Below are 15,836 nucleotides of genomic sequence, written 5' to 3' on the forward strand. Positions count from 1 at the left end.
TTTTCAATAACAGGTTAATTAAACAAGCGGGCTGTTTGGCACTTTAATCGAAGTTATTAAAGACCTAACGACATCATCAGTCGACACATTTTGGGCTTCTGCTTGAAAATTTAATAAAATACGATGGCGTAATACTGCAGGGGCTACAAATTTTATATCCTCTAAGGTAATAGCATAACGCCCAGATAATAAAGCTTTCGCTTTAGCACAAAGTACTAAGGCTTGTCCCGCTCTTGGGCCAGCTCCCCAACGCACATAATCGTTAACATCTGTACAAGTGTTTTTCTGTTCTGAGTCTTGAGCTTGGTTTTGAGCAGCAGGCCGAGTCGTTCTCACTAGCTGAGCAACGTAATCAAGTAAAGCAGCAGAAACTTCTACAGACCGAACCAGTGCTTGTAGTGCTAAAATGTCTTGCCCTGATAATTTAGGCTCGAGTTGAGCTGATTCAGTTCCAGTGGTGCGTTTAAGTATTTCTACTTCGTCTTCAGCTGTTGGATAGCCTACACGAACAAACATTAAAAACCTGTCTAATTGTGCTTCAGGTAAAGGATATGTACCCGCTTGTTCTACGGGATTTTGAGTAGCCAAAACGAAAAATGGTTGCGGTAATGAATAACTAGTGCCCCCATAGCTTACGCTTCTCTCTTGCATTGCTTCTAACAACGCGGCTTGAGTTTTTGCAGGGGTTCGGTTTATTTCATCGGCGAGCATAATATTAGTAAATACCGGACCTTCTTGGAATTTGAAAAAGCGATCGCCACTACTATGATCCGTTTCTAAAATTTCAGTTCCGATAATATCGCTTGGCATTAAATCAGGGGTAAACTGAACACGATTAAAGTCGAGCTCTAACGTTTTAGCTAATGAACTTACCATCAAGGTTTTCGCTAAACCAGGTACACCTTCGAGTAAGCAATGACCACCAGCTAAAATACTAATTAGTAACTCTTCAATAACTTGCTGTTGTCCAACAATTACCTTACCTACCTCATCAATCACTGAGGATAACTTAGTTAAAGTTTCTGTAATTTCTTGTTCTTTCATTTTATTTCCAAGTGTCTGTCAGTGGTCATGTGGTCATGCTATACATCACAATATTAACGGCGAAACGTGTATTATCAACTTTCAGCCATCGCTTATTTCTAAAATCGTAATCCCACTCACAACCATAATCTTTATTACTGTATAACACAGCAATTCGTCCATTAATTTCAATTGCTTTTAGGTAGTTATGAACAAGATCGTCCCCCCAACCATTAAGTTCAATAGAGGTTCTTGGCGGTCCATCAAATTCAAAAAATGATGAATATATATCATGATCATTGGGTATTTTTTTCAAGGCTTGATCGCCAAACATTTCTGCCATTTGACGTTCAAAGGTGCGAGCAAACATACCATCAATATCATGGTTACAATCATCAACAAAAATAAAGCCACCATTGTTGATGTATTGTTTAAAGTTTTGTTTTTCTTGATGATTAAATTGTACTAGTCGATGTCCTGCCAAATAACAAAATGGTGAATTTAGCATTTGAGGATCCGACAATGGGATAATATGTTCTTTTAAGTCAACACGTAAACTTGTGTATTCAATAAGCGAATTAAGCACATTCGCTGGCATGCGCTCATCAACTTCCCAGTCTCCTGACTCATAACTTAAGCGAGTAAAATAAAAGTCATAATAATCATTAGCAAACACCTTAGTTACAAAGGCTGTACTGCTAGTTGAAGCAAGAGCGACAGATAACGCTTGTATAAAACGGCGTCTATTCATAACCAGTTAAATAACCTCACATCGGGATTAGCGACTACTTAAAAGACAACGTTAAAAGTTTAGTTGATGTAGAAAGTGATTAAATAAATTAGCAAGTTAACATTAGTTAACTTGCTAATAATTAATAATAATTTATCTCATTAAACAGCGTCAGATAAACTACTAAAGGTAAAATCACGAATTTTCATTGGCGGCACCATGTTGCCATTAATGCGCTCAGGTTTACCGAGTGCTTCAATGTTGTTTAACATGATGATTGGACTTTCATTGAAACGGAAATTTTTAATTGGGTATTTAATCTTTCCGTTTTCTATATAAAAAGTGCCGTCGCGTGTTAAACCCGTTTGTAACAAAGTTTGAGGATCTAATGCTCTGATATACCAAAGACGAGTCACTAATACACCACGACGTGTGTTTTTAATCATGTCTTCAAGTGACTCATCGCCACCTGCCATAATAAAACTACCACCGCGAGGAATATAGTCTGTACCTGTATGTTTGGCCCAGTATGGTGAATTAGGAATGTTTGTGACAACACCACCTTTTATCCAATCCGTTTTATTGCGAGGATAGCCATTACCAGAAAATGGTGCTGACGGCGCAATGGCATGATTAGGATCAGAGTAAATATGGACACGTTCATCAAACATTTTTTGACCATGTTTATTTTTAGGTCCTTTTTCACCCTCTTCTAGTTTATTGGATAAAAAGCTACGACCTTCATCTGCTTGGCGTTGATCCATTGCTCCCATTAAGCGACCTAACAAGCCAACACTGGCTGCTGGTTCTAAAATAACGGTATATTTACCGGGTTCCATTTCTTTAGCATCAACAGAGCCCATCGATTTTTTAATCGCAATTTGAGAAGCTTTTTTCGTATCAAGTAGCTTAACATCACTATAATCGCGTGTTGCCCAACCTGAACCTTTACCATCTTCGGTACGAATTGTTACCGAGAAGTCGACATTGGTCGAGGTATTAAAAGCAAACAAACCTTTGTTATTCATAATTGCAGTAAAGGTTTCTTGCTCTTCTAAAAAGCCTGCTGCAACAAGTTTGTTAGCTTTAGAAGGCTTAATACTGTCTTCAGCAGCTTGGGCACGATATTGCGGTGTTACCTTCGCCGTTGAGTCAAAGTGAGTTTTAGAGTTCGTGTATTTTTGTTTGCCGAAAATAGGCATATGCTCTGGATTTTCAGGTGCTAGTTTTGCTAATTCTTCAGAGCGTCGAACTACTTTTTCCAGTGAAGCATCATCAAATTCATTGATGGTTGCTACACCGGTGCGTTTTCCAAAAGTCGATTGTACGGCTAATACTAAATCACTTTGTTCGCCAGCAGTTGATACTGTATTTCGAGCGTAGCGAATGTTACCGCCTACTTGTCCGTCTAAGTTACATTCAACTTCGTCCGCTTTTGAAAAAGCGATAACCTTTTTAAGTAACTTTTTTGCATGTTCTTCAGTTAAAATAGTCATGATTGTAAATTTCCTTTGATGCTTTAATTTTTATTTTTTGATTAACGAGATTTACACATCACACTTTTCGTGCGGTGTTAATAACGTTGATATTATTAAAACGTGTGGTTGGACAACCATGTGAAACAGCACTCACTTGTGATGGTTGACCTTTACCATCAAAGAAAGAGCCCCCTAAACGATAATCTGACTTACCTGCCATTTGCGTACAGCTATTCCAGAACTCTTGTGTATTTGACTGATAAGCAACATCTTCAATTTGCTCAGTGATTTTGCCATCTTTAATTTCAAAAAATAACTGGCCACCGAATTGGAAGTTATAACGCTGTTGATCGATAGAAAATGAACCTCGACCCGCAATATAGATACCATTTTCAACATCTTTAATAACATCTTCAGCCGAAATATCTTTTTCATTAGGTTTTAACGATACATTAGACATACGCTGAAACTGAACATCACGCCAACTTTGCGAGTAAGAACAACCGTGTGACTCTTTTTGATCAATCATATGTACTTGATCACGTGTGGCTTGATAGTTAACTAACACACCATCTTTAATTAAGTCCCACTCTTTGGTTTTAACACCTTCATCATCGTAACCAACATTACCTAGTGAATAAGGCTGTGTTTTATCGGCGAATAAATTAACTTTATCAGAGCCGTATTGAAACTTACCACTTTTCCACTTATCTAACGTAGCGAAACTTGTACCAGCATAATTAGCTTCGTAGCCAAGTACGCGATCAAGCTCTAGCGGGTGACCAACTGATTCATGAATCGTTAACATTAAATGTGCAGGATCTAACACAAGATCATATTTACCAGGTTCAACGGATTTTGCTTTTAATTTAGCTTGCAACTGTTTACCTGCTGCTGCTGCATCTTCAACAATATCGTAAGAGTTTTTATAACCAACATTGGCACCTGAAATTCTAATTTTGTCTTCTTCTTTACCGTCTAAGTACTCGAAGCCCATACCGACTGGATTACCTAAACCGGTACGCTGTTTAAAACCTTCTTTCCCAACAGCTGTAGCAAAGAATGGTGCCCATAAACGATGGACATCTTGATCAATGTACGAGCCATCCGTTGAAGCAAAATATTTCTGTTCGTTCACTAAAAATAAAATAGAAGTAATGTAGTTAGCACCGTTAGACATTGCTGCATCATTGGCAGAGAGCAATAAATCAACTTTGTCTTTTATAGGCACTTCCATCGCATTTTTCTTGATAGGTGTTTGCCAACTCACATCACCAACCCCTTTAACAGGAGCTAATTGTACTGGTGCAGTTTGAAATTTAGAATTAGCAACGGCAACAGCCACCGCTTTTTCTGCTGTTTTAGCAACGCTATCGGGTGTCATGTTAGATGTAGATGCAAAGCCCCATGTGCCATTAGCAATAACTCGCACACCAATACCAGCAGACTCTGTATTGACAATATTATCAACGCGAGTTTCTTGTGTAGTAACAAATTGATTTAAATAACGACCTATACGAGCATCAGCGTAAGTTGCGCCTTTCGCTTTCGCTGCATTTAATGCGATATCAGCTAACTTTTTCTTGTAAGCGACATCCATAGGTTTATCGAGTAACTGATCTGCTGAAATGGCAATACCTGACATAGGAAGCATTAAGCCCCCCATACCCGCACCAGTAAATTTAATAAAATCACGTCTTTGCATCTGTAATCCCTATTTTTAGTTTTATTATTTTGTATATTTGATAAGTCAATTGGTTATAACTTATTCAAGTAGTGTATAACAATTTATTTAAATAAAATACGTAGCAATATGTTTCAAAATATTACGATAAAATTGCTTTACTTCACGTTAGACAAAGATTGATTTTTAAGCAAATTAAAAAGCTCATCACAATTATTCCCTCTTACTTTTTAATGATAATGAAGCAAAAAATTATTTTTTAGTAATAAGTTGTTAAGAATATTTAACTGCCGTTAACAACTTTATTACAGCTTGTAAATTAATTGAAAACGTGTAAATAAGTTAGGAAATTATAGGGACTTACGCTAGACTCATTAATAACTAACAACTTTAATGTTAACTCAAACTCTCTATTTAATAATGTGTGATATCTTTAATGAAAGGATTTATTGTAAAATCAGCACTACTATTTTTTCTCATGCTTGCCAAGCTTGAGGCGTTTCAGCAACCGTCCTCATTAGAAAATATTACCTTTTATACTGAAAACTATCCCCCAGCTAATTATTTAGTAAATAACAAGCTTGAAGGCATTTCAGTAGATACATTAAAAGCCATTTGGCAGCACTTAAATTTACCAGAGCAAGAAACATTATTAGTGCCTTGGGCGCGAGGTTATCGGTTTACACTAGATAAAAGCAATACGGCTTTATTTACCATGTCGCGAACCCCTGCCCGTGAAAACCTATTTAAATGGGTCGGCCCTGTGTTCCATTCAACACATGTCTTAATGGCAAAAAAATCAAAGAATTTTAACTTCACGAGTTTAGGCCAAGCTTTTTATCATAGTGTTGCAACCGTTGAAGGCGATATTTCAGAAATTTCACTTCATCAAGTGGGTTTTCCTTCATCGAATATGGCGAGAGTATCTCAATTAAAACAAGCCTTTTTAATGATGCAATCTGACCGTGTAGACATGATAGTTGTTTCTATTCATGGTTTTTCGTATTTAGCTCATCAACTTAACTTTGATGAAAATGATTATGAACAAGTTTGGTCTGTGAATAAAATAGGTAATTATATTGCTTTTAATCTCAATACCCCTGATGAAGTAATACAAAATTATCAAAAGGCTTTTGATAATATTTCAAAACAGCGTTTAACTATTAAAGAGGCTTATAAATTACCTAAAGCTGAATATTAATTACCATTAAAAACAGCAAGTGTTTAATACGCTATAAACAATCCGATATATTCATCTTTACTGCTAAATATTAATTCTATCCTATTTATACTTCTCCTCTACAATCATCATCCAAGAAAAATTAGTTTGTTTCATTTGCAACCAATTTCATTTAAAATATACAATGTTGTAACATTTTAATGAGCTGTTAATGTATTCAAATAATAATCACATAAATGATGATTCATTTATTAATAAAAAAAGTCCTTTCACACTTATTTTAGCTGCTATTTTATTAGTATTAACATTTTCAATTTTAGGGCTATTTCAAGCCGTTAATTATTTCTTTTATGAATCATTTCCAAGTATATTTTCAAAAAGCCCTACATCGTCTGTAGTAATAATTACAATCAATGATAAATCTTGGGTGAAAGAAAGCGATATTACAGCATTAATAAATGAAATAGATAAGTTTTCACCTAAAGATATTTTATTATTTAAAGAGTATCCTGAGCAATTTTCTAGCATAGAGAAGAAAAAAACCACGATTAAAATTGTACCTACAGCACATAAAAAAGTAATAAATAATCAATCAATTGAGTTGGGATTAGCCAAAGGTTTCAATAAACCGTTGCATATTGGTGCCGCCATCCCTCCGCCATTAAATGATGGTACAATTAGAATGGCCTCTCTTGAGTTTACAACACATGAAGGCGCTGTTGTTCATAGCTTTTTACATCACTTTGCAACTAACACATTAATTGAGAAAAATTTCCCTATAAATTTTGATAAAGTAACGCCTTATTTAATCGAATTAACCAGTGACCAAGTTCTTCAAGGTAAAACTGTAGCACAACTTTTTAATAATAAAATAGTGATGTTAGGCAACAGAAGTCTTGCTGAACCAGCAATTTTAAAAACACCATTTCGTGACACAGATTTAGGATTTAGTTTATTACAGTTCCATGCTATTTCTCTAGATGCTGTTTTAAATGATGCGAAATTAAACTCCCCTTCACTCATCAATCAATTGTTTTTTATTATTTTCAGCCTACTTTTGATTCTCTTGGTGATGCAAAAATTATCAAATTATTCCAATTTATTTTTATTAACTTGCATCATTATCATTGGAATATTAGCACTAACAGTCCTTAGCCATGCAATTGAAAATATACTTCCCATTGGTCAATTCATTCTAACGTCTTTGTTAAGTTATTGGATTTATTTTCATATTCTTCAAAATCGAATGACTGAACAAGCAAATAAACTATCAGCTACAATTAGCAATGAATTAAGCTCAACCACAAAAGAACAAACGTTTAATGAAGCAGAGAAACCATGGTTAGAAATCACCTCACTGGTACAACAGTATTTACTTTTAAATAAAACCATATTTTTAGAAAAGGTTCCGGAAGATCATCGGGTAAAAGAAATACAAGCATTAAATTGTTCTCTAAGTGATATTAAAGAGATGCGTAGGGATTTTAAACGTGAACCTTATAGTAACGCGATAAAAGAAAATGCTCCTATTGAGATTAATCGTCCATATTTTGAAAATAAAGTTGATGGTGAGCTAGAATTTATAGTGCCTTTACTCTTTGCTGATGAAGTTTTGGGCTTCTGGGCAATGACAATAGTGCCTGATAAAACATGGGACAAAAATCAATTTATTCAAAATGTTCACAGTTTTTCAGAGCAAATTTCTTACTTACTTTATCATCGACAAGCTTTTCAGGAGGAAGGTAAAAATCAATCTTTACTTCAAAAGTCCCTGACTTTATTAGCACCAAAGAAAAATAATATTAATTTAAAGTTTAATGTTCACAATGCGTTAAAGAAGCTCTCTTTATATCAAAATATTTTTAATACGATGCATTCTTCAGCCATTATTTATGACTTATTTGGAAGAGTTATTGAAGTAAATCATACAATGGAAACAATTGCTGAACGTTGTCATCTTAATGTTTTTAATTTAAATGCTCTGGACTTATTACATAAAATAACCCTAATAGAAAGAGATGAAATTAAAAAGAAATTAAAAAACCTTATTCTCAATCAACAGGTTATTAATTTCACTACTACCAGTCAATTAGATAATCACACCTACATGGTGTCGGTTACTCCAGTTTTAGAAGATAAAAATAAGTCTGATGTGCTGCTTGAAACACAGCCTCCTTTTAATGTTATTGGTTTATTAGTAGAGTTTGTTGATGTTGCTTCAATGCAACAACTTATTACCGTTGAAAGAAAAGTGAACGCGCTTTATCTTAATAAGGTTTACAACGCATTATCGGTAGTTCAATTATGCAATTTAGAGCTTGAAAGATTAAATAAGGATGCTGTACTAAGCCCTATTTTGTTAAATTTACAACGACAACTTGATAGCGTAGTTCAAAGTACTCAAGACACTAACCAAGTGCTTAATAAATTACTTGATCCAAATGAAAGTAATCAGGTACCCGTAGATCTTATTAATATTTATACCGTGTTAAAGAAACAATTAAACACTAATTTAACAACCAAAAATATTCAGCTTACTTTTAATGCGCCTAAAATATCAACATTGGTTTACGCTAATCAATATGAATTAATTACCATGTTAAAATTAATGTTAACGGTATTAATTGATGATGCCCAACTCAACAGTAAAATACGGGTTATTGAGAAACAAAAAATAGTTTCAGGTGAAAAAGTTTATTATCTTTCAATGAGTAATGCTGGCTTTGGGATACCTAAAGAAACTTTAATGAATATCACACAACCTCAAAGTAGTGTTGATATTAATGGGGATGTGGTGAAGCTTAAACAGGTCATTGAAAATTCGCACAATTGGCATGCCAAACCCAGAGTGTTTTCTAAATTAGGTAAAGGGATAAGATTTAGTTTAATCTTATCCCGAGTATAGGTTCAATTATTATGAATAAACAATCAATATTACTCGTTGAAAGCCTTTCTGATTTAGCTAATTTACTTGCAAGCTATCTTACTCAACACGACTTCGAGGTCAGCATTGCAACTAACGGTGTTCACGCAAAGAAAAAACTCCTCTCCACGTCCTTTGACTTTTTAATCACTGATGTAATGATGTCAGAAGTTGATGGTTTACAATTATTATCATGGTTAAATCTACAAAAGCTACCCGTTAGAGTTGTCGTTACATCAGGTATTAATTTTGACTTACTCCCATTGCCTAATGTAAAAAATATAATATTGACCCTCGAAAAACCTTATAGTCAAGCGTGTTTATTAGCTTTGGTTAATACATTAAAGCAACACTCTTAAAAGAATTAATTTTATAATGATATTTGATATTTTTCCCGCTGGAGGATTAGCCAGCTCCGTAATTACTACTGTATGGATTGGTGTACTTATTGTTGTTTTATTAAACCTTAGGTTTGGTACTACACTTTCAGGACTCGTGATACCTGGGTATTTAGTACCCATTTTCTTTATCAAACCCATTAGTGCTGGGGTAGTTATTTTTGAAGGGATAATCACCTACTTCATTACCTTATTACTCGCTCAATTTGCTATGAAACGCTTTGGATATAGCGAACTTTTTGGACGAGATAGGTTCTTTGCCTTAATTATTGTCTCTGTTTTGGTTCGTATAGTTTTCGATTACTGGGCTCTGCCCTTTTTTGGTGAATGGATGTCAGATCAAGGCTGGCAGTTTGATTATAAAAACCATTTGCAAAGTTTTGGTTTAATCATTGTTTCTTTAATAGCTAACCAACTCTGGAATAGTGGCATAAAAACAGGCTCTACTGTTTTAGCACTTTATCTATCTTTAACTTTTTTAGTCATTAAATTTATATTAATCCCTTATACGAACTTTAATATTTCTGAAGTTGGTTATATGTATGAAAACCTTGCTCAGTCTCTTTTAGCAAGCCCAAAAGCTTACATTATTTTAATAACAACCGCTTTTATAGCTTCACGCATGAATTTGTTCTATGGCTGGGAGTTTAGCGGCATCCTTATTCCTGCTTTACTCGCCCTGCAATGGTATCAACCTGAAAAGTTACTTTTCACCTTTGTTGAAACCTTAATTATATTATTAATGGGGCATGCAGCGACCAAACTCCCTTTACTTCGCAATACAAGTTTTGAAGGAGGAAGGTTATTCTTATTATTTTTCAATATTTCCTTTGTCTATAAAATAGTTCTTGGTTTTACATTGATAGAATTTTTCCCAACCGTAAAAGTAACCGACTTTTACGGTTTTGGTTATTTAATAAGTACACTGCTTGCTATAAAAATGTTCCAGAAAGATATTGCGATACAAATGACCAGAGCAACAATACAAACATCCTTTGTTGCTGTTGTTTTAGCAAGTATTATTGGCTTTGCTCTTTCTTTAACTAATACATTCGATAATAAACCGTTTGTACCTAAAAATGAATATAACGTAGCTATAACAACAGAATCACTACAAAAATTCTATACTGACTTTAGGCCAGAACTGTTTAAATCTTCCTTAAGTAATTATCAACCACCAGCAATCAATGAACAGGAAATATTCATTGAAGCTCTGACTTTACTAAAGCAGTATCAACAACAAAAAACTTCATTTCAATTAGCTCAAGCCACAGAATTACTTCAACGTATTGACTACAGAGTCACCCTACTTGAAGAAAAATACTTGTTAATTTCAGAAGTGAACCCTCAACGAGGTTGGGGTTTGTATGTGATGAATTTACAACCAACTAATGAATTAGTTATTGAAGTTCCTAATGGATTAACTGAGAAGCACGCTGATAGTGCCTCATTGAAAATTTTTGAGCACTTTCAAACAAATGCGATTGCTATTTCAACGTCTAAACTTACTCGAGATAAAAGTGGAACTTCTGATGTCACCCTTTACCCCGCAAGCTTATTCCAGAGTTTTCATAATACTGTCGCGAATAATAACGTATTGCAAGTTAGAGGTTTTTCTGCAGAACTAAGTCGGCAAACCATGGGTGTTCGACAAATAAATAGCAATCAAGTGGAAGCACGTAACATTATATGGACAAAAAACCAATTACCTAAAGATTTACAGTTACAAGAAATTGAACGTTGGTTAAAGGACATTGAAGTTAATTTTTCACCTCCACCATTTGAAAATATCCAACGAAAAAACTCACTGTTTGGTTTCGCTGAAATATTATTAACAGATAAAGCCATAAAACGAATTTTAACGGATGTTATTCCAAGTAATTCAATAACAGAACTTGCTTATTCTCAACAAATAGAAGGTTACTTACAGTCTTGGCTATTAAACAATAAGGCAATGATTGCCAGAAAAGGCAGCGAATCATATCAAGATCCAAAGTTAAGTGAATTACTTTTTTGGGATGAAGAAATTATCACTCCATTACTTAACTTAACTCGAGACTTTAAACGTGATAATTGGTCAACAGCGAATTTAGAAGAGTTAAAACGTTTAGGTAATATAGTTTCTGCTTATGATTATCAATTAACTCGGTATATTGAAAAAGGACAGTCTTCAGAGTTCCTAATTCTTGCAGAAATACCGAGTCAAACAATGAAACATTGGGGCACTTTTGTCATAAGGTTAACGCCTTCAAAAAATTACTTTTTGGAAGTACCTCACCCTCTTTTTGAGGTAAGCTCCTTTGAATTTGCTGTTGCTTGGTTTACTCAACTTAAAGCACAATATTTATTGTTATCAGGTAGTCATATTTACGCGAATAAATCTGAGCATTCTAACATGTCTCGACTTGGTAATAATCAAACTATATTTCAATTATTTCATCAAGTTGTACAACGTCACGATCAAAATAAAGAGTTATTACCTGTACAGGTCCGAAGCTTTAAAACGACTCCAGGCACCTCACACATTAAAGAAGACATTCAATTAAGTTTTTGGCAATCTATCGGTGTACCAACCGAGCCTGCAACTGCTAATGATCTATTCAACGAATTATCCTTAGCAGGCCTTTCTATAAGTTTATTTGATGGAGATATAAAAACATCACAATATGATGCTGGTTTTAGTCAACAGTCTTTTTATAGTCAAATAAGTAATAGTCAGGCTTTTGCAAGTATCTGGTTGAGCCCTCAAATTAAATATCGTTACAAACATAAAGGTGCGAATAGCACACTATCAAATCATGCTAAGGCCTTAGGTATCGACGCAAGCACTGTAGATATAAAAGACTGGTTAGCAAATCAAGTATTTTCCAGTATCGTTTTAACACAACAAAATATTGATATATTAGAGTCTTATCAAAAACAACAAAACATTCTCAAGTTGCGTCAGTTAGTTCACGATGTCTCTTTAAACCGAATTAAAGTTCTATTTGATTCTGATTCTGGTCAAGAGTTTTTATTGCTATTAGATAAAAATAATAAATGGCAAGCCCTTTTCAACCCAAATGCAATTAACGCAAATAATATTCCGTTTACGAATAGAGAAAATATTGCAAGCTTTATCAATCAACGTAATAGTTTACTAATGGCAGGAAAATAATGAGAGTTATCGGTAATATATTTTTCTATTTAGTCATTCTTTTTGTGGTTGGTTATCTAGTAAAAGATAATTTTGTACAATTACTAACGGACGCGAAAACGCCTTACGTTATACCTAATGAAATTGATACGGATATATCTAAAACCTATTTAATAGAAGAAAACAACTCACTATATTTCAAGCTTTCTCAAGCCCCAAATAAAATATGGTTATCTAGCACTGCTCGTTTGATAGATGAAAACATGCTTGAAGAAGTTCAAGCCTACCAATTACAAATTGATTTTTTAGACAATAACAATAAGGTTGTTTATTCTCATGTGCATAGTACACAAGCAAAAGTAGTAGACAAGGTATTAATTAACGAACAACCTATTCCTCAACGCTTCTTTGAGACTATTAACTTTAAAGCGGCTAAAACTCGTAGTATTTATTTAAACAAAAATAAATTTTTAGACGCTAAAACAGTCAAAGTCTCGCTTAAAAAAATCAATAAAAATATAAAAGATGTAGCAATCAGCTTCTATCAGCAACAATTAAGAGATAGTAAATTAAGTCCAACTATCTTGTGGCAGCGCATGTCAGTAGCCGAACAAAAAAGAACAGCAAAAAGGCATGCTTTACCTGCTGATTTTATTGATGATCGTGAAGAGTTCGCCTATGCACAATATCGTTGGGACCCAATAGCGCCCAATGGTATTCCAGGCGTAACCCTTAAACAGTTAAACCTATTTAAACTAACGAAACCGGAAGGTTTTTGGCCAACGCTTTTATGGCGTAATCAAATAGAAAATCTTGCTGACAACTATAAAGCAACTACTTTTGCTGTGCATCAAGGTGACGACATAACCTTTAATATTACTCACGCCTATAAAGACAATAAAAGTTTTCAAGTCACTGTTAAATGGTATCCACCTTTTGCGGGATTACCACAAGTAAAAAAATATTATTTTTCAAGCACGACAAGTAAAATCAAACAATTTTATAAACGAGGTTTGGTTGAAATAACAAGTAGCATACCTGTCGATATTTCAGCAATAAACTACAAGGAAAGCGCATTTCCTAATGAAAAGCACTTTCTTTCGACTTATTTAATTAATGAAACGCAAACAATAGATTTCGACATAGATAATTTCAACAAAGAACTTATCCCTGTTCGAGTGAACGTAAGACAATATAACGCTTTACATCAACCAAGTGATGAAAAGCCTTTTCCTGTATACTATCAATGGCTAGATAAACAAGGAGAGGTTATTGAAACCGGTACGATAGTAACCAATCCCGCATCAGATACTTATCAACAGATAATGTCCGATGAGATTTACGATCAAGTATCAACTCCTAGCTCAAAATACTTTGTATTACCCCCTAACGTGTACAAAATTAGGCTAACATCCCCTAAAAACGTATTAGTTTCATTATCGATTAGTTTTGACAAAATAAATAACTCTAAATCATTACCAGAACAAACGAGAGATTGGTTTGACTCCCCTATTAATGTTAAATACTGGCATGAACTAAAACCACACAATTGGCTTGAATTAGAGCAATTAGGTTACAGATTCCCTATACGTTTTTATCATAAACCCATTTTTATCGCGCCTGAAATATTAGCAGGTGATTTTCAAAGCAACAGTGTGCCAACAATAAACAATAGCTTTACTTGGCGTGACTTAATGACTCCTTACATTAGTCTCAATAACGTGACAGGCTCTGATCCGAAGTACACTTTTAGCCGAGTAGAAGCAAATACACAGGTGGCTCATTTAGCTGAGCATAATAAAGAAAACAACCCGCCAAGTTTATTCTTTATTCGTCAATCAGTTACCCCTAAAAAAGTAGACTTAACCATTAATAATACAGCCATAAAACCTAACATAGTTACAGGAATGTGGGGACGAATTAACTTATTCCAAAAAGCGGATACTTACCAAATTAACTTTAATGACACTGACATTCATTGGTATCTCAATCAGCAAGCCATCAAAAAAGACAGTTATATTTCTCGTAGAGGCATATTGATAAAAGAACAATCACCTGTAACTTTTAAAGTAAATAAAACAACAGAAACTACCTCTCTCCTATTACGTTACTTTAGCGTTAATAAGCACTTTGCTGAGTTATCCATTAAAATAAAAGTCCCTAGAATTCCAGGTGTTTTTAGTGAACACACACGATTAATACAACGCTATAAATTAACATCTACGGATAAAGCTTTAGGGTATGCAATGCAAAGTAAACATCGTATTGGCCAAGAACATAAGATCCCCCTCAATTTGTTATCTGACTTACCTAGTGGCGAGTATGAGTTAGAGGTAGAATTAATGACTAAATCTGAAGGTTTTATTGCACTTAATAAACTTACCACTGAACCACAGACCTCTTTAACAAGCTATAAAGAGGTGGAAACTACTCATGATTAACTTTATATATAAAACGTTATTATTGGCATTGCTCATTAACACCTTGTCGGCCTATGCAGCCCCTGCTGTAACTAATTTAGATAATAACCAATTTAAAGAGTTACAAGCTTTATTTAAACAACTCATCTCCAGTGAAAATTCTCCTACTAAAGAACAATGGGCTTTAGCAGGGATCACTATGACTGAAAATAAAAAGTTCATTACTTTAGTCGCTGATAATAAAAAGTTATTTTCCATAGGGAAAACGGTTATCAAAAAGCAAGACTACTCAACAACGGCCCCATTGATGATTCAAGCCCCTCATCAATTTTACGATAAAAATACAGGAAAAATAGCTAATGCACTTTTTGAGAATTCTAAGTATCAAGTAAAAATACTTAATAGTGCTCAAAGAAACTCCAGTAAATATGCCGACTTAGTTCAACAACGATTAACAATTTTTTCTGCATTCGCTGAGGTGTTTGCCCAACAAAATAGCCAATCAAAAGTTATTCAACTGCATGGATATAGCACTAAAAAGCGCTCAACAAATGCTGGTAGATATGCAGATATGATAATCAGTAATGGTACCTATTACTCTGATAACTATTTACGAGAGCTACAAAATTGTCATCGTAACGAGCTTGGGCTAGTAACCCGCATATACGGTTATGATGTATTTGAGCTTGGCGCCACTACAAATAAAATAGGTCATAGACTAAATAGAAGTAACGAAGGCCAGTTTATCCACATTGAACTATCCCAACATACTCGATTAAATTTTAATAATGAGACTTGGTTAAGAGGTTTCAATACATGCTTATAAGAACGTTAAGCTTTTACTTTTTTATTTGCTTCTCTGCA

Annotated in this window: 10 protein-coding genes; 6 read left to right on the forward strand and 4 right to left on the reverse strand. The window is 34.3% G+C overall.

Features of this window, described 5'->3' with window-relative positions:
- Positions 1–18: 18 nt before the first annotated feature.
- The 4 genes from AC27G3_RS16015 to AC27G3_RS16030 form a co-directional block, all read right to left on the reverse strand.
- On the reverse strand, positions 19–1,044 hold the full coding sequence (locus AC27G3_RS16015) for an AAA family ATPase (RefSeq protein ID WP_487123276.1): 1,026 nt from the start codon (positions 1,042–1,044) through the stop codon (positions 19–21).
- Positions 1,045–1,069: 25 nt separating this feature from the next.
- Entirely contained in the window at positions 1,070–1,780 is a 711-nt protein-coding gene (locus tag AC27G3_RS16020) for a DUF4159 domain-containing protein (RefSeq protein ID WP_487123362.1), read from the reverse strand.
- A 134-nt stretch (positions 1,781–1,914) separates the two neighbouring features.
- A complete protein-coding gene (locus AC27G3_RS16025) occupies positions 1,915–3,249 on the reverse strand; it encodes a TldD/PmbA family protein (RefSeq protein ID WP_487123278.1) in 1,335 nt (444 codons plus the stop codon).
- 58 nt (positions 3,250–3,307) lie between these two features.
- Positions 3,308–4,936: a TldD/PmbA family protein gene (locus AC27G3_RS16030; protein WP_487123280.1), complete on the reverse strand. Its 1,629-nt coding sequence runs from the start codon at positions 4,934–4,936 to the stop codon at positions 3,308–3,310.
- A 415-nt stretch (positions 4,937–5,351) separates the two neighbouring features.
- Between AC27G3_RS16030 and AC27G3_RS16035 the strand changes: the two genes are divergently transcribed.
- From AC27G3_RS16035 to AC27G3_RS16060, 6 genes are all read left to right on the forward strand, one after another.
- On the forward strand, positions 5,352–6,116 hold the full coding sequence (locus tag AC27G3_RS16035; RefSeq protein WP_487123282.1) for a substrate-binding periplasmic protein: 765 nt from the start codon (positions 5,352–5,354) through the stop codon (positions 6,114–6,116).
- 190 nt (positions 6,117–6,306) lie between these two features.
- Positions 6,307–9,000 (forward strand): CHASE2 domain-containing protein, encoded by a 2,694-nt coding sequence (locus tag AC27G3_RS16040; protein WP_487123284.1) that lies wholly within the window; start codon positions 6,307–6,309, stop codon positions 8,998–9,000.
- Positions 9,001–9,011: 11 nt separating this feature from the next.
- Positions 9,012–9,377, forward strand: coding sequence for a response regulator transcription factor (locus AC27G3_RS16045; RefSeq protein WP_487123286.1), 366 nt, complete (start codon positions 9,012–9,014; stop codon positions 9,375–9,377).
- A 16-nt stretch (positions 9,378–9,393) separates the two neighbouring features.
- Positions 9,394–12,573, forward strand: a complete 3,180-nt coding sequence (locus tag AC27G3_RS16050; RefSeq protein WP_487123288.1) for a poly-gamma-glutamate biosynthesis protein PgsC/CapC — start codon at positions 9,394–9,396, stop codon at positions 12,571–12,573.
- Positions 12,573–14,993, forward strand: a complete 2,421-nt coding sequence (locus AC27G3_RS16055) for a hypothetical protein (protein WP_487123290.1) — start codon at positions 12,573–12,575, stop codon at positions 14,991–14,993. The genes AC27G3_RS16050 and AC27G3_RS16055 overlap by 1 nt, the downstream gene beginning before the upstream one ends.
- Positions 14,986–15,798 carry a hypothetical protein gene (locus tag AC27G3_RS16060; RefSeq protein ID WP_487123292.1) on the forward strand — a complete coding sequence of 271 codons (813 nt, stop codon included), beginning with the start codon at positions 14,986–14,988 and terminating at the stop codon, positions 15,796–15,798. Before AC27G3_RS16055 ends, AC27G3_RS16060 begins: the two co-directional genes overlap by 8 nt.
- The last annotated feature ends 38 nt before the right edge of the window (positions 15,799–15,836 follow it).

The sequence above is a fragment of the Colwellia sp. SU-HH01217 genome (assembly GCF_057543495.1).